The sequence below is a fragment of the Streptomyces malaysiensis subsp. samsunensis genome (assembly GCF_024519315.1).
Lineage (GTDB): Bacteria > Actinomycetota > Actinomycetes > Streptomycetales > Streptomycetaceae > Streptomyces > Streptomyces malaysiensis.
Genome location: NZ_JANIIC010000034.1, coordinates 41,831 through 61,653 on the forward strand (window position 1 = coordinate 41,831; position 19,823 = coordinate 61,653).

At 69.0% G+C, this 19,823-nt stretch carries 19 protein-coding genes and 3 tRNA genes; 17 read left to right on the top strand and 5 right to left on the bottom strand.

The window, feature by feature from the left end; all coding sequences use genetic code 11:
• Nucleotides 1-278: 278 nt before the first annotated feature.
• Nucleotides 279-734: an MscL family protein gene (locus NQU54_RS26715; RefSeq protein ID WP_257633344.1), complete on the top strand. Its 456-nt coding sequence runs from the start codon at nt 279-281 to the stop codon at nt 732-734.
• On the opposite strand, the gene NQU54_RS26720 is transcribed toward NQU54_RS26715, so the two are convergent.
• Nucleotides 731-1,951: an amidohydrolase family protein gene (locus NQU54_RS26720; protein ID WP_257633345.1), complete on the bottom strand. Its 1,221-nt coding sequence runs from the start codon at nt 1,949-1,951 to the stop codon at nt 731-733. The genes NQU54_RS26715 and NQU54_RS26720 overlap by 4 nt on opposite strands.
• A 252-nt stretch (nt 1,952-2,203) precedes the next feature.
• On the opposite strand from NQU54_RS26720, the gene NQU54_RS26725 reads away from it, so the two are divergent.
• Entirely contained in the window at nt 2,204-2,701 is a 498-nt protein-coding gene (locus NQU54_RS26725) for a DUF3574 domain-containing protein (RefSeq protein WP_257633346.1), read from the top strand.
• Nucleotides 2,702-2,904: 203 nt separating this feature from the next.
• Here NQU54_RS26725 and NQU54_RS26730 read toward each other — a convergent pair whose 3' ends face one another.
• Both NQU54_RS26730 and NQU54_RS26735 read right to left on the bottom strand, forming a co-directional pair.
• Nucleotides 2,905-3,570 carry an NAD(P)H-binding protein gene (locus NQU54_RS26730; RefSeq protein WP_257633347.1) on the bottom strand — a complete coding sequence of 222 codons (666 nt, stop codon included), beginning with the start codon at nt 3,568-3,570 and terminating at the stop codon, nt 2,905-2,907.
• Nucleotides 3,571-3,595: 25 nt separating this feature from the next.
• The gene (locus tag NQU54_RS26735; RefSeq protein WP_257633348.1) at nt 3,596-4,882 is read right to left on the bottom strand and encodes an amidohydrolase family protein; all 1,287 of its coding nucleotides are present in this window, start codon (nt 4,880-4,882) and stop codon (nt 3,596-3,598) included.
• 334 nt (nt 4,883-5,216) lie between these two features.
• Between NQU54_RS26735 and NQU54_RS26740 the strand changes: the two genes are divergently transcribed.
• From NQU54_RS26740 to NQU54_RS26765, 6 genes are all read left to right on the top strand, one after another.
• Nucleotides 5,217-5,289, top strand: a tRNA-Thr gene (locus NQU54_RS26740).
• Between the two features lie 59 nt (nt 5,290-5,348).
• Nucleotides 5,349-5,421, top strand: a tRNA-Met gene (locus NQU54_RS26745).
• Between the two features lie 87 nt (nt 5,422-5,508).
• Complete coding sequence (gene rpmG / locus NQU54_RS26750; RefSeq protein WP_009715907.1) at nt 5,509-5,673, top strand: 50S ribosomal protein L33; 165 nt, start codon at nt 5,509-5,511, stop codon at nt 5,671-5,673.
• A gap of 84 nt (nt 5,674-5,757) precedes the next feature.
• Nucleotides 5,758-6,228, top strand: a complete 471-nt coding sequence (locus tag NQU54_RS26755) for a MaoC family dehydratase N-terminal domain-containing protein (RefSeq protein ID WP_069865256.1) — start codon at nt 5,758-5,760, stop codon at nt 6,226-6,228.
• The gene (locus NQU54_RS26760) at nt 6,225-6,659 is read left to right on the top strand and encodes a MaoC family dehydratase (protein ID WP_257633349.1); all 435 of its coding nucleotides are present in this window, start codon (nt 6,225-6,227) and stop codon (nt 6,657-6,659) included. The genes NQU54_RS26755 and NQU54_RS26760 overlap by 4 nt, the downstream gene beginning before the upstream one ends.
• A 164-nt stretch (nt 6,660-6,823) precedes the next feature.
• Nucleotides 6,824-7,879, top strand: coding sequence for a UDP-N-acetylmuramate dehydrogenase (locus NQU54_RS26765; protein ID WP_257633350.1), 1,056 nt, complete (start codon nt 6,824-6,826; stop codon nt 7,877-7,879).
• 23 nt (nt 7,880-7,902) lie between these two features.
• Here NQU54_RS26765 and NQU54_RS26770 read toward each other — a convergent pair whose 3' ends face one another.
• Together NQU54_RS26770 and NQU54_RS26775 are read right to left on the bottom strand one after the other, a co-directional pair.
• A complete protein-coding gene (locus tag NQU54_RS26770; protein WP_147966129.1) occupies nt 7,903-8,916 on the bottom strand; it encodes an adenosine deaminase in 1,014 nt (337 codons plus the stop codon).
• Between the two features lie 168 nt (nt 8,917-9,084).
• Nucleotides 9,085-10,347, bottom strand: a complete 1,263-nt coding sequence (locus NQU54_RS26775; RefSeq protein ID WP_257633351.1) for a pyridoxal phosphate-dependent aminotransferase — start codon at nt 10,345-10,347, stop codon at nt 9,085-9,087.
• Nucleotides 10,348-10,528: 181 nt separating this feature from the next.
• Between NQU54_RS26775 and NQU54_RS26780 the strand changes: the two genes are divergently transcribed.
• The 9 genes from NQU54_RS26780 (at nt 10,529) to rpoB (ending at nt 19,771) form a co-directional block, all read left to right on the top strand.
• Nucleotides 10,529-10,601: transfer RNA gene (locus NQU54_RS26780), tRNA-Trp, on the top strand.
• A 107-nt stretch (nt 10,602-10,708) separates the two neighbouring features.
• Nucleotides 10,709-10,996, top strand: a complete 288-nt coding sequence (gene secE, locus NQU54_RS26785) for a preprotein translocase subunit SecE (protein WP_069865248.1) — start codon at nt 10,709-10,711, stop codon at nt 10,994-10,996.
• Between the two features lie 83 nt (nt 10,997-11,079).
• Complete coding sequence (gene nusG / locus NQU54_RS26790) at nt 11,080-11,916, top strand: transcription termination/antitermination protein NusG (protein ID WP_069865246.1); 837 nt, start codon at nt 11,080-11,082, stop codon at nt 11,914-11,916.
• A 165-nt stretch (nt 11,917-12,081) separates the two neighbouring features.
• The gene (gene rplK / locus NQU54_RS26795; RefSeq protein ID WP_020869305.1) at nt 12,082-12,516 is read left to right on the top strand and encodes a 50S ribosomal protein L11; all 435 of its coding nucleotides are present in this window, start codon (nt 12,082-12,084) and stop codon (nt 12,514-12,516) included.
• Between the two features lie 95 nt (nt 12,517-12,611).
• Complete coding sequence (rplA, locus tag NQU54_RS26800) at nt 12,612-13,331, top strand: 50S ribosomal protein L1 (protein ID WP_069865244.1); 720 nt, start codon at nt 12,612-12,614, stop codon at nt 13,329-13,331.
• A gap of 151 nt (nt 13,332-13,482) precedes the next feature.
• Complete coding sequence (locus NQU54_RS26805; RefSeq protein WP_313905863.1) at nt 13,483-14,370, top strand: SCO4651 family lipoprotein; 888 nt, start codon at nt 13,483-13,485, stop codon at nt 14,368-14,370.
• Nucleotides 14,371-14,644: 274 nt separating this feature from the next.
• Entirely contained in the window at nt 14,645-15,208 is a 564-nt protein-coding gene (gene rplJ, locus NQU54_RS26810; RefSeq protein WP_069865240.1) for a 50S ribosomal protein L10, read from the top strand.
• 84 nt (nt 15,209-15,292) lie between these two features.
• Entirely contained in the window at nt 15,293-15,682 is a 390-nt protein-coding gene (rplL, locus tag NQU54_RS26815; RefSeq protein ID WP_257633352.1) for a 50S ribosomal protein L7/L12, read from the top strand.
• Nucleotides 15,683-16,288: 606 nt separating this feature from the next.
• The gene (rpoB, locus tag NQU54_RS26820; protein WP_069865236.1) at nt 16,289-19,771 is read left to right on the top strand and encodes a DNA-directed RNA polymerase subunit beta; all 3,483 of its coding nucleotides are present in this window, start codon (nt 16,289-16,291) and stop codon (nt 19,769-19,771) included.
• Nucleotides 19,772-19,823: the final 52 nt, after the last annotated feature.

Below are 19,823 nucleotides of genomic sequence, written 5' to 3' on the forward strand. Positions count from 1 at the left end.
GGAGCACCGGTGTGGTCACGGTGCTCGGTGACTGAATGATTCAAGGCCGGGCGAAGGACGTCAATCCTCGCGACCCGGCTTATTTCATTGCGTGGCTTAAGTCGTTTGGGAAACCGGGTGCGCGCCGTGGCTCACGGTCCGTGGGCCGTCGGTCCTCCACTCGCGTATGCGCGGGGGCCTGCCGCCGTACGGGCGGCCGCCCGTGTGGCGCGCCGTGGGCTCCGTAGGGCCGCTCCTAGGGTGGTGATTCCCCCATATAAGGACAGAGAGGGCGGATCGTGCTCAGGGGCTTCAAGAACTTCCTCATGCGCGGTGATGTCATCGTTGTCGCCGTCGGCCTGGTCACAGCGCTGGCGTTCTCGACGCTGATCAAGGCGTTCACCGACTCCGTGATCAACCCGGTCGTCGCCCGGCTCCAGGGCGGCAAGTCGGCCGGACTCGGCTGGCAGCTCGGAGACCAGGGGAACAACACGACCTACCTCAACATCGGGTCGTTCATCTCCGCCCTGATCTACTTCATCATCTTCATGGCCGTCATCTACTTCTTGATCGTCATGCCCTACAAGTTCACCCAGGCCCGCCGGGGTGTGGAGGCGTTCGGCGAGCCCGGCCCGGTGAAGACCTGCCCGGAGTGCCTCGCCGAGGACATCCCCGAGGCCGCGCGCAAATGCCGCTACTGCGGCTCGGACCAGCCGCGCACGAGTGAGCCGCCGGAGCCGCCGCGCACGGCTTAGCCGCGCCGGTCGAGGTCCAGCTCCAGCATGCGGATCGCGTTGCCGCGGAGGATCTTGTACGTGGTCTCGGGCGGAAGCCCGGCCACATGCTCGGCGGCGATGCGGCGGGTGTGCGGCCAGGTGGAGTCGACGTGGGGGTAGTCGGTCTCGAAGGTGGCGTTGTCCACGCCGATCGTGTCCAGCGAGGCGACGCCGTGCCTGTCGCGGAAGAAGCAGCAGTAGATCTGCCGGTAGTAGTACGTGGACGGCGGCTCGGGGATGAGGTCGCGGACGCCGCCCCAGGCACGGTGCTCCTCCCATACGTCGTCGGCGCGCTCCAGGGCGTAGGGGATCCAGCCCATCTGGCCCTCGGCGTAGGCCAGCTTCAGGCGCGGGAAGGAGACCAGGATGCCGCTGAAGAGGAAGTCCATCATCGAGGCCATGGCGTTGTTGAAGCTCAGGGCGGCCTGGACGGCCGGTGGGGCGTCGGGGGAGGCGGCGGGCATCTGGGACGAGGAGCCGATGTGCATGCACACGACCGTCCCCGTGGCCTCGCATTCGGCGAAGAAGGGGTCCCAGTAGCCGCTGTGGATGCTGGGGAGCCCGAGGTAGGTGGGGATCTCGCTGAAGGTCACCGCGCGGACGCCACGGGCCGCGTTGCGGCGCACCTCCTGGACGGCGAGGTCGATGTCCCACAGGGGGATCAGGCAGAGCGGGATCAGGCGGCCGCCGCTGTCGCCGCACCACTCCTCGACCATCCAGTCGTTGTACGCGCGGACGCAGGCGAGCCCGACCTCCTTGTCCCGCGCCTCGGCGAAGGTCTGGCCGCAGAAGCGGGGGAAGGTCGGGAAGCACAGTGACGCCTCGACATGGTTGAGGTCCATGTCGGCCAGGCGGGCCTTGGGGTCCCAGCAGCCGCGGCGCATCTGCTCGCGGGTGATGCCGTCGAGGGTCATCTCGTCGCGGGAGAAGCCGACGGCGGCGATGATCCGCTTGTAGGGGAAGAGGTCGCCCTCGTACTGCCACCAGTCGGTCTGCTGGCCCTCCGGGTCGGTGGTGAACTTGTACTTGCCGCCGATGTAGGCCAGTTCGCCGATTCCGGCCGTGAGGGGCTTGGGGCCGCGGTCCCGGTACTTGGCCGGGAGCCAGGTCTCGAAGAGGTGCGCGGGCTCGATCACATGGTCATCGACGCTGATGACCAGGGGCAGCTCGGTCGTGCCGTTCGTCTCGCCGGTCATCTCGCCATCTCCCCGGTCTCCTCGTGGTGATCCTGTCCATTCCGTTGATCTGACGGTTCGTCAGATTCGGTGGCGGCAGAGTAGGGCGGATCGCTTCAACCAACAAGAGAAAGTCCCGTTCCCGCACGTGTACGCCCGGGGCGCGCTGAAGTGTGCCCGGGCGCGTTCGCCGTGCCTGGCGCCCGCGCCTCATACGGATGTGCCCGTAAGGCGCTCTTCCCCGGGAGTCCGCGGCGTCGGGACGATCGGACGATGCCGACTGCGAAGCCACGCGTGCCGACTCCGCCGACCACGAAGCCACGCCTCCGTAAGGCCGCCGTCGGGGCGGCCTTCGCCCTCGCCACGGCCGCCCCCGTCGCCACGTACGCCGCGCTGGACGACCCGCCCGCCGCGGCGGCCTCAGGCGCCGTGGGCCGGGGCGAGCCGTACGTCGAGACCCGGCTCTACTTCGGCACCGAGCGTTCCGACGGCGGGCTGCCCGTCACCGAGAAGCGGTTCCTGGCCTTCGTGAACCGGCAGATCACCCCGCGCTTCCCCGGCGGTCTGACGATCCACGACGGCCGGGGCCAGTGGCGGGACCGGAACGGGACGATCGAGCGGGAGCGCTCGTACGAGGTGATCCTGCTCTATCCGGCCTCGGAGGCGGGGACGCGGGACCCGCGGATCGAACGGATCCGGACGGCGTACGAGCGGCAGTACGCCCAGGAGTCCGTGGCCCGGGCCGACGCCCCGGCCCGGGTGGACTTCTGAGCGGTCGGGCCGGAGCCGAGCCGACCGCCGAAGTCGAACGGCGGAACCGGCCACCGAGGTCGGCCTCCGGAACGGAGCCCCGGACCGACCGCCGGGACCCACGGCCGGAAGCGACCGCCTCGATCAACCGCCGGGGTCAGCCGCCGGAATCGCGGCCGGGCCGCAGGACTCGGCAGCCGGAACCGATCGCCCGACCCGTGTCCTCACCCCTGTTCGGCGACAGCCGCCACCGCCTCCGCCGCCGGCGTGTCGCCGTTGATCAGCTCCAGCGTGTGGCCCGCCGTACGGGGCTCGTCCAGGAGAGCGACCAGGACCGCGGCCACATCGTCGCGGGTGATCTCGGCACGGCCCGTGCGCTCGGCCAGCTTCACCCGGCCGGTGCCCGGCTCGTTCGTCAGCCGGCCCGGACGCAGCACGGTCCAGTCGAGGCCCGCCCGGGCGCGGATGTCGTCGTCCGCCGCGGCCTTGGCGCGCAGATAGGCGGCGAAGACCGGTTCGGTGTCCGGTGGCGGCTCATGGGCGGCGCCCATCGCGGAGATGATCAGGAACCGCCGGACCCCGGCCCGCTCGGCGGCGTCCGCGAAGAGCACCGCGGACCGGCGGTCGACGGTGTCCTTACGGGCGACACCGCTGCCGGGGCCCGCACCGGCCGCGAAGACGGCCGCGTCCGCGCCTTCCAGATGCTTGACCACGTCCTCCAGCGAGGCCGTCTCGAGGTCGCGGACGACCGGTTCGGTGTCCGACACCAGCAGGGCGCCCGCCTGCTCCGGTTTGCGGATGATGCCGGCCACTTCGTCTCCGCGCGCGGTGAGCAGCCGCTCCAGCCGCAGCGCGATCTGTCCATGTCCACCAGCGATGACAATGCGCATGATCCCGACCGTACGCCGTGGGGGCCTACTGTTGCTCGCCGCCGCTCTGCGGCCGCGTCTGCCGGGGCAGATCCAGCGCCACCGCGGCCGCCGAGTCGCAGTACTCCCGCACCGCGCTGGTACGGGCCACCACCCGGCCCCGGTGCACCACGACCCTGCTGTACGCGAGCGAGAGCGCCCCCGCGAGGCCGTCCCCGCGCACCGCGAGCAGCTCCGCCGGGAATCCGGCCTCCACCCGCACCTCGGGGAGCCCCATCGCGGACCGGGCCCGCCCGGCCACCGCCTCGTACGCCTCCTCCGGCGGCAGCCCGCCCCGGGAGGCCAGCAGAAAGGCGGCCTCCAGGGGATCGCCGCGGCCCACCGGGTTGACCGCGTCCCGCAGCGCCCCGCTGCCCGCGGCCACCCGGACGCCCGCGGCGCGCAGCAGCCGCACCGGCGCGCAGGCGCAGGTGCGCGCTCCCCGAACGCCCTGGTGCTCCAGCCCGGAGCAGTCGCCCTGGGGGAGGCAGACGACGGTCACCCCGGCCGCCGCCAGCCGCTCGGCGACCCTCCCCACCATGTCCGCGGGCAGCCGGGACAGCCCGCCGCAGGGGCCGATGGTGACGCCCGGCCGCAGCCCCCCGGCCATCGCCGCGAGCCGGGCGAGGCGGGCCGGATCGTCACCCTCCGTATGCAGATCGACGGCGCAGCCGTGGCGGGCGGCGAGGTCGAGGACGGCCTCGGCGTGGCCGGTCGGATCCGGGTCGAGGTCGGGGCAGCCGCCGATGACCGACGCGCCCGTCCCCACCGCGTCCCGCAGCACCGCCAGACCGTCCGCCCCGGCGGTGCCGGTCAGCACCCGGGGCACCGCCACCGCGCTCAGTTCGGTGAGCTCGCGCAGGGCCCGCCCGGCCTCCAGGACCGCCTCCAGGGAGCGCAGTCCGTGCACCCCGCCGATGCGGACATGGGTGCGCAGCGCGGTCGCGCCGTGGCCGAGCTGGAGCAGGGCGGCCTCGACGGTGCGGCGCTGGACGTCGCCGGGGGCGTACGGGACCGGGCCCGCCGTGTCGGCCGTGAGGGCGGTGTCGCAGTGGGCGTGGGGTTCGGCGGGGGCGGGCAGCAGCAGATAGCCGCCGAGGTCCAGCCGGGTGCCGGGGACGAGGCTGCCCGCCGTGCCCACGGCCTCGATCCGCCCGCCGCTGAGCCGGACGTCCACGGTGCGCCCGTCGGCGAGCCGGACGCCGCCGAGCACCAGCGCGCTGGGCTCGCCGGGGGCCGCGCCGCCGTTCCTGGGCGGCTGCTGAGGCTGCGGCTGCTGCTGGCTCTCGGGCATCGCACTCCTGGGATTCGCGGGGCGTACGCGGGCGCACGGGGGCGCGCGACGGATGCGTGACGAGGGCGGTGTCGGTGACGCCATGGCGCCACGGGTAACGCGCCGAGCACGCTCCGACCACGCGACGGGTGACTCGACGGATGACGCGCCGGGCACGCGTCGGATGCGTGCGCAGCCAAGATCACGCGGGTGCGATCCGAAGCCTAGGACGCGGTGGGGGCGGCTTCGCGGAGGAGCCGAATAGTCGTACCGGTGTGGTGCCTGAGCCCAGGGTGACGAGGGGCCGATACGGATTTCACCTTCGGCGGCCGACCGTGTAATGTCTTCATCGCTCGCCCCAATAGCTCAGTCGGCAGAGCGTCTCCATGGTAAGGAGAAGGTCTACGGTTCGATTCCGTATTGGGGCTCTGATGTGTGCGGCTTCCCGTTCCGCTACGCTGGTTGAACGGGGAGTCACTCGCATCGCAGCGGTGTAGCTCAGTCGGTAGAGCAAGCGGCTCATAATCGCTGTGTCACCGGTTCAAGTCCGGTCACCGCTACTGACAGTAGCCGATTGCGGGGTCGGTCCTTCGATCGGCTACTCTTTCTGCGTTAATCCCCTAGCCCGTTCGTCAAGGAGCACTCACGTGGCTGCCACCGACGTCCGCCCGAAGATCACGCTGGCCTGCGTGGAGTGCAAGGAGCGGAACTACATCACCAAGAAGAACCGGCGCAACGACCCGGATCGTCTTGAGATCAAGAAGCACTGCCCGCGTTGCAACGCGCACACCGCGCACCGTGAGACGCGATAGCAATAAGCTCTCATTCGAGGCCGCCCCCACTCGCGGGGGGCGGCCTCGTTTCGTTGGTAATTCAATCGCAGGAGGTGTGCGCCGATGGCGCTCGACCAGTCCTTCGTAGGGCGGACCTATCCGCCCACCGCCCCGTACGAGGTCGGCCGGGAGAAGATCCGGGAATTCGCCGAGTCCCTCGGCGACACCAATCCGGTCTACACCGACCCCGAGGCGGCCAAGGCCCTCGGCTACCCCGATGTGATCGCCCCGCCGACGTTCATCTTCACGATCACCTTCAAGGCGGCCGGGAAGCAGGTTGTCGAGGACCCGCAGTTGGGACTGGACTACAGCCGGGTGGTCCATGGCGATCAGCGGTTCGAGTACACCCGCCCGGTCCGCGCGGGGGACCGCCTGAGGGTCACCTCGATCATCGACTCGATCAAGTCGCTGGCGGGCAACGACATCCTGTCCGTCCGCGGTGAGGTCCACGACGAGGCGGGTGATCATGTAGCGACGTCGTTCACGACGCTGGTGGCCCGCGCCGCCGACGCAGAGGTGGAGGAGAGCAGATGACGGCCAAGATCTCGTACGACTCCGTGGAGGTCGGCACCGAGGTGCCGGTGCGCGAGTTCCGGGTGAACCGCGCCGACCTCGTGCGGTACGCGGGCGCGTCGGGCGACTTCAACCCGATCCACTGGAACGAGAAGTTCGCCAAGGAGGTCGGCCTCCCCGACGTCATCGCCCATGGCGCCTACACCATGGCCGAGGCGGCCCGGGTGGTGACCGAGTGGGCTGGCGACCCCGGCGCCCTCGTCGAGTACGGCGTCCGCTTCACCAGGCCGGTCGTGGTCCCCAACGACGACAAGGGCGCGGTCGTCGAGATCGGCGCCAAGGTCGCCGCCAAGCTGGACGACGAGGCCCGTACGGTGCGCCTCGACATCACGGCGACCAGCGCCGGCCAGAAGGTGCTGGGCCGGGCCCGCGCCGTGGTACGGCTCGTCTGAGCCCTCGACCGCGCCCGAGTGTCCCCCCGGGCGGAGGAGAGCACGCCAGAGCGTGTGAAGCCCGTCCGAGCGCCTTACGGGCCGCATGCCCGTCGGCCCCCGGATCCCCACACCGGGGGCGGCCACTTCGAGGCCCCAGGGGGCGCCCCCGTACCCTTGAGCGCGTGCAGGAACTCCACGACGCCCCCCTCGCGCCCCTCACCACCTTCCGCCTCGGCGGACCGGCCAACCGGCTGATCACGGCCACCACGGACGACGAGGTCATCGCCGCGGTCCGTGAGGCCGACGCGGCCGGGACCCCGCTGCTGGTGATCGGCGGCGGCAGCAATCTGGTCATCGCCGACAAGGGCTTCGACGGCACCGCGCTGCACATCGCGACCAGCGGCTTCACCCTCGACGGCACCCGTCTGGAGCTCGCCGCGGGCGAGAACTGGTCGGACGCCGTGGCCCGTACGGTCCGGGCGGGGCTCGCGGGCATCGAATGCCTCGCCGGAATCCCCGGTTCCGCGGGAGCGACGCCGATACAGAACGTCGGCGCCTACGGCCAGGAGGTCTCCACCACGATCACCGAGGTGATCGCCTACGACCGCCGCGCCGACGAGGTCGTCACGATCCCCAACGCCGACTGCGCCTTCTCCTACCGCCACAGCCGCTTCAAGGCCGACCCCGACCGCCATGTGGTGCTCCGGGTCCGCTTCGGCCTCGAGGACGCCGGCGGGCTCTCCGCACCCGTCCGCTACGCCGAGACCGCACGGGTGCTCGGTGTCGAGGTGGGGGACCGGGTGCCGGCCGCCGTGGCCCGCGAGACCGTCCTGGGGCTGCGCGCGGGCAAGGGCATGGTGCTCGCCCCCGGGGACCACGACACCTGGTCCGCGGGGTCGTTCTTCACCAACCCGGTGCTCACCGAGGACGCCTACGCCGCCTTCCTGGCCCGCGTAGCCGAACGCCTCGGCCCGGACACCGCGCCGCCCGCCTTCCCGGCGGGCGACGGTCTGACCAAGACCTCCGCGGCCTGGCTGATCGACAAGGCGGGCTTCACCAAGGGCTACGGCACCGGCCCGGCCCGGATCTCCACCAAGCACACGCTCGCCCTCACCAACCGGGGCGAGGCCACGACCGAGGATCTGCTGGCGCTGGCCCGCGAGGTGGTGGCCGGGGTCGAGGAGGCGTTCGGGATCCGGCTGATCAACGAGCCGGTGACGGTCGGCGTGAGCCTCTGATCCAACCTACTCACGTGAGTAGGTCAGCCCGCCAGCCAGTCGTCGATATCCGCCAGCATCCGCTGCCGCACCTCCTCCGGCGCGGCCGAACCGCGTACCGACTGACGGGCCAGCTCGGCCAGTTCGGCGTCCGTGAAGCCATGGTGCTCGCGCGCCAGCTCGTACTGCGCCGCCAGCCGTGAGCCGAACAGCAGCGGGTCGTCCGCTCCGAGCGCCATCGGCACCCCCGCGTCGTACAGCGTGCGCAGCGGCACGTCCTCGGGCTTCTCGTAGACCCCGAGCGCCACGTTGGACGACGGGCACACCTCGCAGGTCACCTGGCGCTCGGCGAGCCGGGTCAGCAGCCGCGGGTCCTCCGCCGCGCGCACCCCGTGGCCGACCCGGATCGCGCCGAGGTCGTCCAGGCAGTCCCGCACGCTGCCGGGGCCCGAGAGCTCGCCGCCGTGCGGCGCCGCCAGCAGCCCGCCGTCCCGGGCGATGGCGAAGGCCCGGTCGAAGTCACGGGCGAATCCGCGCCGTTCGTCGTTGGAGAGGCCGAAGCCGACGACGCCGCGGTCCGCGTAGCGCACCGCGAGCCGGGCGAGGGTGCGCGCCTCCAGCGGATGCTTCATGCGGTTGGCGGCGATCAGCACCCTGATCCCCAGCCCGGTGTCCGCGGAGGCGCTCTCGACCGCGTCCAGGATGACCTCGATCGCCGGGGTCAGCCCGCCCAGACGCGGGGCGTACGAGGTGGGGTCCACCTGGATCTCCAGCCACTGGGCCCCGTCCCGCACATCCTCCTGGGCCGCCTCGCGCACCAGCCGCCGGATGTCGTCGGGCTCGCGGAGGCAGGAGCGTGCGATGTCGTACAGCCGCTGGAAGCGGAACCAGCCGCGCTCATCGGTCGCGCGCAGCTTCGGCGGCTCGCCGCCGCTCAGTGCCTCGGGGAGGTGGACGCCGTACTTGTCGGCGAGTTCGAGGAGGGTTGCGGGGCGCATGGAGCCGGTGAAGTGAAGATGCAGATGCGCTTTGGGGAGCAGGTGTACATCGCGTGCCATCAGCAGATACTGCCGCACGACCGGATCGGTCGGTACCGCTTTCCCCGAACGGGGAGGCGCACACATGCGAAACGGGCCGGATCCGTCCCCGCGGATTCCGGCCCGTTCCCATGTGCTCGCGGACCCGCGTCCAGGCGTACGAGCGGACGTACGTGCGGACGCGGCGCCTTACGCGCTCGCCTCGCCCAGCAGCTTCTGGAGCCGGGAGACGCCCTCGACGAGGTCCTCGTCGCCCAGCGCGTAGGACAGCCGCAGATAGCCCGGGGTGCCGAACGCCTCGCCCGGGACCACCGCGACCTCGGCCTCCTCCAGGATCAGCTCCGCCAGCTCGACGGTGGTCCGCGGCCGCTTGCCGCGGATCTCCTTGCCGAGCAGCCCCTTGACCGAGGGGTAGGCGTAGAAGGCGCCCTCCGGCTCCGGGCACTCGACGCCGTCGATCTCGTTCAGCATCCGCACGATGGTGCGGCGGCGGCGGTCGAACGCCTCGCGCATCGTGGCCACGGCGTCGAGGTCGCCCGCGACGGCGGTCAGCGCGGCGACCTGAGCGACATTGCTCACATTCGAGGTGGCGTGCGACTGGAGGTTGGTCGCGGCCTTGATGACGTCCTTGGGGCCGATGACCCAGCCCACCCGCCAGCCGGTCATCGCGTACGTCTTCGCGACCCCGTTGACCACGATGCACTTGTCCCGCAGCTCGGGCACCACGACCGGCAGCGACTGGCTGCGTCCATCAGCGCTGGCGCGCGCGGCGGCGTCGCCGTAGACCAGGTGCTCGTAGATCTCGTCGGTCAGCACCCACAGCCCGTGCTCGGCGGCCCAGCGGCCGATCTCCTCGATCTGCTCACGGCTGTAGACCGCGCCGGTGGGGTTGGAGGGGGAGACGAAGAGCAGCACCTTGGTGTTCTTGGTGCGGGCCGCCTCCAGCTGCTCGACGGAGACGCGGTAGCCGGTCGTCTCGTCGGCGACGACCTCCACCGGGACACCGCCGGCCAGCCGGATCGACTCCGGGTAGGTCGTCCAGTACGGCGCGGGGACGATGACCTCGTCGCCCGGGTCCAGGATCGCGGCGAACGCCTCGTAGATCGCCTGCTTACCGCCGTTGGTCACCAGGATCTGGGCCGCCTCGACCTCGTACCCGCTGTCGCGCAGCGTCTTCGCGGCGATCGCGGCCTTGAGCTCGGGCAGCCCGCCGGCCGGGGTGTAGCGGTGGTACTTCGGGTCGCGGCAGGCCGCCGCCGCGGCGTCGACCACGTAGTCGGGCGTGGGGAAGTCGGGCTCACCGGCGCCGAAGCCGATCACCGGACGGCCCGCGGCCTTGAGGGCCTTGGCCTTGGCGTCGACGGCGAGGGTCGCGGACTCGGAGATCGAGCCGATCCGGGCCGATACCCGCCGGTCGGTCGGGGACTGTACTGGGGGAGTAGCAGCGGTCATAGATGCATCGTCGCAGACGGGCGAAATGGGTGGCACACGGGTTTGCGGAGACTTCGCGCGCTTCTCGTTCGACGCCCGGCCGTCAAGCACGTACACTCATCCGTCGTTGGCCGATCAACAGCCGGATCCGACCGCACACTCCGTGCAGCCGGATGTATGCGGTAGGTTGGGAGTGCCGCAAAGGGTCGTAGCTCAATTGGTAGAGCACTGGTCTCCAAAACCAGCGGTTGGGGGTTCAAGTCCCTCCGGCCCTGCTACACGCACTGTGATGAGGGTGCGTGCATGCGTACGCAAGGACAAGCACCGCTGTGCGGCCGGGCCGGACGCGGCACGGCCACGACCCGGATTCAGGTGAGGACGAGTGACGGAAGCCCTTGGCTCCACCGCGACGCCTGAAAGCGGTCGTCCCGAGGATGAAGTGGCGACCAAGAGCCGCCGTGGCGGTAAGCGCGCGAAGAAGGGGCCCTTCGGCCGACTCGCGCTTTTCTACCGCCAGATCATCGCTGAGCTGCGGAAGGTCGTCTGGCCCACGCGCGGTCAGCTGTCGACGTACACCAGCGTGGTGATCGTCTTCGTCGTCATCATGATCGGCATCGTGACCGTGATTGACTATGGGTTCAACAACGCCATCAAGTACGTCTTTGGCTGAGACCCTCGCGAAGGGCGACCGCTTTCCCGGCGTCGCCTCTTTCGCACGTTCCACCCCTTTGAAGCCAGGAAGAAGCAGCCACAGTGTCTGACCCGAACCTGAACGACGCCGCCGAGCCCGTCGAGTCCCGTGAGGACGAGCTCGACATCGTCGAGGCGGCGGACTCCGACCAGGCTGAAGCAGCCGACGCCGCGGCGGGTGTGCCCGCCGAGGAGGACGCGCTGCGTGTCGAGGACGAGAAGGCCCTCGAGGACGAGAAGGCCGAGCCGGAAGGGCTGGGCGAGGCGGTCGACGCGACCGAGGTCGACCCGGTCGAGGCGCTCCGCGAGGAGCTGCGTGGGCTGCCCGGTGAGTGGTATGTGATCCACACCTACGCGGGCTACGAGAAGCGCGTGAAGGCCAACCTGGAGCAGCGTGCCGTCTCGCTGAACGTCGAGGACTTCATCTACCAGGCCGAGGTCCCCGAGGAAGAGATCGTCCAGATCAAGAACGGCGAGCGCAAGAACGTCCGGCAGAACAAGCTGCCCGGCTATGTGCTCGTCCGCATGGACCTGACGAACGAATCGTGGGGTGTGGTCCGTAACACCCCGGGTGTCACCGGCTTCGTGGGCAACGCCTACGACCCGTACCCGCTGACCCTGGACGAGATCGTCAAGATGCTCGCCCCCGAGGCCGAGGAGAAGGCCGCCAAGGCCGCCGCCGAGGAGAGCGGCATGCCGGCGCCGAGCCGCAAGGTCGAGGTCCAGGTGCTGGACTTCGAGGTCGGCGACTCGGTCACCGTCACCGACGGCCCGTTCGCGACCCTCCAGGCGACGATCAACGAGATCAACGCCGACTCCAAGAAGGTCAAGGGCCTGGTGGAGATCTTCGGCCGGGAGACCCCGGTCGAGCTGAGCTTCGACCAGATCCAGAAGAACTAAGTCTCATCACGAGAACTTCCGAACAGGTCAGACGGGCTTTCGCGGCCGGTCTGACCTGCTCGGTTTTAAGGCGCACAGCTATACCCGTTATCGTTGTGCGGTATGCCTCCATCCGGATGATCCGGTTCGGAGGCGAACAACCTCTCACTAGGACCCGGAGAGAGCATGCCTCCCAAGAAGAAGAAGGTCACGGGGCTGATCAAGCTCCAGATCCAGGCCGGCGCCGCGAACCCGGCCCCGCCGGTCGGCCCCGCGCTGGGTCAGCACGGCGTCAACATCATGGAGTTCTGCAAGGCATACAACGCCGCGACCGAGTCGCAGCGCGGCATGGTCGTGCCAGTGGAGATCACGGTCTACGAGGACCGCTCCTTCACCTTCGTGACCAAGACCCCGCCGGCCGCCAAGCTGATCCTCAAGGCCGCGGGCGTGGAGAAGGGCTCCGGCGAGCCGCACAAGACCAAGGTCGCCAAGATCACCCGCGACCAGGTGCGTGAGATCGCCACCACCAAGATGCCCGACCTGAACGCCAACGACCTGGACGCCGCCGAGAAGATCATCGCCGGCACCGCCCGCTCCATGGGCATCACGGTCGAGGGCTGACACCTCCACAGCGAGGGCCGACGGCCCTCGCGGCCATCTGTGGCAGGGCCAAGCGCTGGCCCGGACCACGAACTCCACAGACATCAGGAGCAAGAGTGAGCAAGCGCAGCAAGACTCTCCGCGCTGCGGACGCCAAGATCGACCGGGAGCGCGCGTACGCCCCGCTCGAGGCCGTCCGGCTGGCGAAGGACACCTCCGCGACCAAGTTCGACGCGACCGTCGAGGTCGCCATGCGCCTGGGCGTCGACCCGCGCAAGGCCGACCAGATGGTCCGCGGCACCGTGAACCTGCCGCACGGCACCGGTAAGACCGCCCGGGTCCTGGTCTTCGCGACCGGTGACCGTGCTGCGGCCGCGGAGGCCGCCGGCGCCGACATCGTCGGCTCCGACGAGCTCATCGACGAGGTGTCCAAGGGCCGTCTGGACTTCGACGCCGTTGTCGCCACCCCGGATCTCATGGGCAAGGTCGGCCGTCTCGGCCGGGTGCTCGGTCCGCGTGGTCTGATGCCGAACCCGAAGACCGGCACGGTCACCCCGGACGTCGCCAAGGCCGTCACGGAGATCAAGGGCGGCAAGATCGAGTTCCGCGTCGACAAGCACGCCAACCTGCACTTCATCATCGGCAAGCTCTCGTTCGACGAGACCAAGCTGGTGGAGAACTACGCCGCGGCGCTCGAGGAGGTCAACCGTCTCAAGCCGTCCGCCGCGAAGGGCCGCTACATCAAGAAGGCGACCCTGACCACCACGATGGGCCCCGGCATCCCGCTGGACGCCAACCGCACCCGCAACCTGCTGGCCGAGGAAGAGGCCGTCTGAGGCGGCTTCTGAACCGGCGCACCACGGTGTGCAACCGCCGGGCCCCCGCACCGCGTCGAAGGTGCGGGGGCCCGGCTTCTTCCGTTGTCGGACACCTCCGCTAGAGTCACTCAGCACAGACGTAAAAGAGAAATAAAAACTAGGGGGAGCCGTGCGCGGTACTCATGTCGGTGTGCGATGGGCGATAGCCGCCGGAAGCGTCGTTCTGATGGTCGGCCTCACCGCGTGCGGTAGCGAGAAGTCCGGCGATGACAAGGCCGGCGACAAGGCGGGGGAGAAGTCGGGCCAGTCCGCGATGAGCCCGCTGGCGGCGCTCAAGCTGGCCTCGCAGCAGACGGACAAGAAGAACTCGGCCAAGGTCGAGGGCACCACCAAGATGGGCGAGCAGAACTCGCAGATGTCCGGTTCGATGGACTGGGCCGACGGTATCCGGGCCAACATGTCCATCACCCAGAACGGTGGCGCCGTCGCCTCGTCGCCCATCGCGGGCAAGCCGATGGACGCGCGGTACACCCCGGACGCGATGTTCCTGAACATGGGCGACGAGTTCGCCGCGCAGGCCGGCGGCGGTAAGCACTGGGTGAAGTACGACTACGACGTGCTGGCCCAGAAGGCGGGTCCCTCGGGCGCGTTCCTGAAGGACCAGATGCAGAACAACAACCCGTCGCGCTCGGTGGAGCTGCTGCTCGCCACGGGCAAGGTCAAGAGCGTGGGTTCCGAGGACGTGAAGGGCGTCAAGGCCACGCACTACACGGGCACGGTCAAGGTCTCCGAGATCGCCAAGATGCAGTCCAAGGAGCTGAGCCAGTCCGACCTGGACGCCCTCCAGAAGCAGCTGGAGTCCTCCGGCATGGACACCGAGACCATCGACCTGTGGGTCGACGGCGAGAACCTGCTGGTCAAGAAGCGTGAGCAGGCCACCAGCAACAACGGCGCCTACGACTCCACGGTCTACTACTCGGACTACGGCACCACCGTGACGGTCACCGAGCCCACCTCCTCGGACACCGTGGACTTCCAGGACATGCTCCAGCAGTAGAGCCGATTTGCCTGGCCGCGGCCCGTTCGCGTAACCTCCTGAAGAAGCCAAAGACCGCTGGTTGTCGCCGTGTCCCGCAAGGGATCCGGTGGCTGAAGGATCCGCTAGCTGCGGGCGACCTGCGTAGGTGATTGAGGTTGCACTCCCGAACGGGCCGTGGGTCCGATCGGTCGAGTTACGCCCCGAGCGCCTGCGCCGGGGCGTTTTCGCATTGTCTCAGTCTCCTTCCTTCAGACCGAAGCGGTCCTCATCACCCGGAAGGAGGCCGAGGCTCATGGCGAGTCCTGACAAGGTCGCAGCCGTCGACGAGATGCGGGAGAAGTTCCGCACCTCCAACGCGGCCGTTGTGACCGCGTACACCGGTCTCACCGTCGCGCAGCTGAAGGAGCTGCGCCGTTCGCTCGGTGAGAACGCTCAGTACCGTGTGGTGAAGAACACGCTGACCAAGATCGCGGCCAACGAGGCCGGGATCAACCAGCTCGACGACCTGTTCTCGGGTTCGTCGGCCGTCGCCTTCGTGACCGGTGACCCGGTCGAGGCGGCGAAGGGTCTCCGTGACTTCGCCAAGGACAACCCCGCTCTCGTCATCAAGGGCGGTGTCCTTGATGGTAAGGCGCTGTCCGCCGACGAGATCAAGAAGCTCGCGGACCTCGAGTCCCGTGAGGTGCTGCTCGCCAAGCTGGCGGGTGCGATGAAGGGCAAGCAGTCCCAGGCTGCCGCGCTCTTCCAGGCCCCGCTGTCGAAGTTCGTCCGGACCGCCGAGGCGCTCCGGCAGAAGCAGGCCGAGCAGGGCGGTGCCGACACCCCGGCTCCCGCCGAGGCCGAGGCCGCCGAGTAATCAGGCCCCGGTCGCAGCGGGCCCGGAAGCCCGCCGACATGTACATCCGGCACCACCTGCCGAATTAGTGGAAGGACCGCCACCATGGCGAAGCTCAGCCAGGACGACCTGCTCGCGCAGTTCGAAGAGATGACCCTCATCGAGCTCTCCGAGTTCGTGAAGGCGTTCGAGGAGAAGTTCGACGTCACCGCCGCGGCCCCGGCCGCCGTGGTCGCCGCCGCCCCGGGTGTCCCCGGTGCCGCTGCCCCGGCCGAGGAGGAGAAGGACGAGTTCGACGTCATCCTCACCGGCGCCGGCGACAAGAAGATCCAGGTCATCAAGGTCGTGCGTGAGCTGACCTCCCTGGGTCTGAAGGAGGCCAAGGACCTCGTCGACGGCACCCCGAAGCCGGTCCTCGAGAAGGTCAACAAGGAGCAGGCCGACAAGGCCGCCGAGTCCCTCAAGGGCGCCGGCGCCTCCGTCGAGGTCAAGTGACCCGTCGAGGTCGCTGACCTCTCGGCCCGCCGCCACACGCCGATAGGACGTCCGGCGGCGTGATCCGATTCACGCCAGGGGCGATCACCCGTTCGGGTGGTCGCCCTTCGGCGTTCCCGTGACGGCTACATTGCCTTATGGGCTTGTGGAGGTAGGGTGATCTTCGTTGCCCGTCGCCACGCCCTGTGACGATCTCGCCGGAGTGGGGGGCCTTGACGAACGGCACGCAGCGCGCAATTCTCAGGACGCGACGTCACATCGATCCGAAATTCCGAGGCATGGATCGTCGGCGAAGCGGGCAGTATCGATATGCGCATCGAGCGCGCAGGCTGCCGACAGGGCGGATGAAGACAACGAGGGGCGCGCCCCCTCACCGGAGGGAGAGATTGGCACTGCCGGTCTCAGAAACTCGGCGCTGGACATCAGTGTGCCAAGTGGCTACACTGACCCTTTGCGCTGCCTGTTAGCTGCTCCCTGCCCGTCACCAGGGGCATACCTACCTTCGAGCACTACCGATGGAAACGCCCTGACCAGGGATTTCATCCATGGGCTCTCGGTGGGACCGGTACGCGCGTAGTGAGTCCGAGCCCTCGGAAGGACCCCCTCTTGGCCGCCTCGCGCAACGCCTCGACTGCCAATACGAACAATGGCGCCAGCACCGCCCCGCTGCGCATCTCCTTTGCGAAGATCAACGAGCCTCTCGAGGTTCCGAACCTCCTCGCGCTTCAGACCGAGAGCTTCGATTGGCTGCTCGGCAATGCCGCGTGGAAGGCTCGCGTCGAGGCTGCGCTGGACAGCGGTCAGGACGTCCCCACCAAGTCCGGTCTGGAGGAGATCTTCGAGGAGATCTCCCCGATCGAGGACTTCTCCGGGTCGATGTCCCTGACCTTCCGTGATCACCGTTTCGAGCCGCCGAAGAACTCGATCGACGAGTGCAAGGAGCGCGACTTCACGTACGCCGCTCCGCTCTTCGTCACGGCCGAGTTCACCAACAACGAGACCGGTGAGATCAAGTCTCAGACGGTCTTCATGGGCGACTTCCCGCTCATGACCGACAAGGGCACCTTCTGCATCAACGGCACCGAGCGTGTCGTCGTCTCGCAGCTGGTCCGCTCGCCGGGTGTCTACTTCGACTCCTCCATCGACAAGACCTCCGACAAGGACATCTTCTCGGTCAAGGTCATCCCCTCCCGGGGTGCCTGGCTGGAGATGGAGATCGACAAGCGCGACATGGTCGGTGTGCGCATCGACCGCAAGCGCAAGCAGTCCGTCACCGTCCTCCTGAAGGCGCTCGGCTGGACCACCGAGCAGATCCTGGAGGAGTTCGGCGAGTACGAGTCCATGCGCGCCACCCTGGAGAAGGACCACACCCAGGGTCAGGACGACGCGCTGCTCGACATCTACCGCAAGCTGCGTCCGGGCGAGCCCCCCACGCGTGAGGCCGCGCAGACGCTGCTGGAGAACCTCTATTTCAACCCCAAGCGCTACGACCTCGCCAAGGTCGGCCGTTACAAGGTCAACAAGAAGCTGGGTTCGGCCGCTCCGCTGGACGCGGGCGTCCTGACGGTCGAGGACGTCATCGCCTCGATCAAGTACCTGGTGAAGCTGCACGCCGGTGAGACCGAGACCGTCGGGGACAACGGCCAGTCCGTGGTCGTCGAGACCGACGACATCGACCACTTCGGCAACCGCCGTATCCGTAACGTCGGCGAGCTGATCCAGAACCAGGTCCGCACGGGTCTGGCCCGTATGGAGCGCGTCGTCCGCGAGCGCATGACCACTCAGGACGTCGAGGCGATCACGCCGCAGACCCTGATCAACATCCGGCCGGTCGTCGCCTCCATCAAGGAGTTCTTCGGCACCAGCCAGCTGTCGCAGTTCATGGACCAGACGAACCCGCTGTCCGGTCTGACCCACAAGCGCCGGCTGAACGCGCTCGGCCCCGGTGGTCTCTCCCGTGAGCGGGCGGGCTTCGAGGTCCGTGACGTGCACCCGTCGCACTACGGCCGCATGTGTCCGATCGAGACGCCCGAAGGCCCGAACATCGGTCTGATCGGCTCGCTCGCCTCGTACGGCCGGGTCAACGCGTTCGGTTTCATCGAGACCCCGTACCGCAAGGTCGTCGACGGTGTCGTCACCGACGAGGTCCACTACCTCACGGCCGACGAGGAGGACCGCTTCGTCATCGCGCAGGCCAATGCCCCGCTGACGAACGACCTGCACTTCGCCGAGAACCGCGTCCTGGTCCGCCGCCGTGGCGGTGAGGTCGACTACATCCCCGGCGACGACGTGGACTACATGGACGTCTCGCCGCGCCAGATGGTGTCGGTCGCGACCGCGATGATCCCGTTCCTGGAGCACGACGACGCCAACCGCGCCCTCATGGGCTCGAACATGATGCGCCAGGCCGTGCCGCTGATCAAGGCGGAGTCCCCGCTGGTCGGCACCGGTATGGAGTACCGCTGCGCGGTCGACGCCGGCGATGTCATCAAGGCCGAGAAGGACGGTGTCGTCCAGGAGGTCTCCGCCGACTACGTGACGGTGGCCAACGACGACGGCACCTACACCACCTACCGGGTGGCCAAGTTCTCCCGCTCCAACCAGGGCACCTCCTTCAACCAGAAGGTCGTCGTGGACGAGGGCGCCCGGGTGATCGCCGGCCAGGTGCTCGCCGACGGGCCGTCCACCGAGGACGGCGAGATGGCGCTCGGCAAGAACCTCCTGGTGGCGTTCATGCCGTGGGAGGGCCACAACTACGAGGACGCGATCATCCTCAGCCAGCGTCTGGTGCAGGACGACGTCCTCTCCTCGATCCACATCGAGGAGCACGAGGTCGACGCCCGGGACACCAAGCTGGGCCCCGAGGAGATCACCCGGGACATCCCGAACGTCTCCGAGGAGGTCCTGGCCGACCTCGACGAGCGCGGCATCATCCGCATCGGCGCCGAGGTCGTGGCCGGAGACATCCTGGTCGGCAAGGTCACCCCGAAGGGCGAGACCGAGCTGACCCCGGAGGAGCGCCTGCTGCGCGCGATCTTCGGTGAGAAGGCCCGTGAGGTCCGTGACACCTCGCTGAAGGTGCCGCACGGCGAGATCGGCAAGGTCATCGGCGTGCGCGTCTTCGACCGCGAGGAGGGCGACGAGCTGCCGCCCGGCGTGAACCAGCTGGTCCGCGTCTACGTGGCGCAGAAGCGCAAGATCACCGACGGTGACAAGCTGGCCGGCCGCCACGGCAACAAGGGCGTCATCTCCAAGATCCTCCCCGTCGAGGACATGCCGTTCCTGGAGGACGGCACCCCGGTCGACATCATCCTCAACCCGCTGGGTGTCCCGTCCCGGATGAACCCGGGGCAGGTGCTGGAGATCCACCTCGGCTGGCTGGCCTCCCAGGGCTGGAAGGTCGAGGGCGACGAGGACTGGATGAACCGGCTGCGGACGATCGGCGCGGACGAGGTCCAGCCCGGTACCAACGTCGCGACCCCGGTCTTCGACGGCGCCCGCGAGGACGAGCTGGCCGGCCTGTTCGAGCACACCGTGCCGAACCGGGACGGCGAGCGCATGGTGCTGCCCTCGGGCAAGGCCCGGCTGTTCGACGGCCGCTCCGGCGAGCCGTTCCCGGACCCGATCTCGATCGGCTACATGTACATCCTCAAGCTGCACCACCTGGTGGACGACAAGCTGCACGCCCGGTCCACCGGTCCGTACTCGATGATCACCCAGCAGCCGCTGGGTGGTAAGGCTCAGTTCGGTGGCCAGCGCTTCGGCGAGATGGAGGTGTGGGCGCTGGAGGCTTATGGCGCCGCGTACGCCCTCCAGGAGCTGCTGACCATCAAGTCCGACGACGTGACCGGCCGAGTGAAGGTCTACGAGGCCATCGTCAAGGGCGAGAACATTCCCGAGCCCGGCATCCCCGAGTCCTTCAAGGTGCTCATCAAGGAGATGCAGTCCCTGTGCCTCAACGTGGAGGTGCTGTCGTCCGACGGCATGTCCATCGAGATGCGCGACACCGACGAGGACGTCTTCCGCGCTGCGGAGGAGCTCGGTATCGACCTGTCCCGGCGGGAGCCGAGCAGCGTCGAAGAGGTCTGACGGGTCTGGTCGGGGCGCCCCCCACGCGACGCCCCGGCCTCTCCCCGGACCC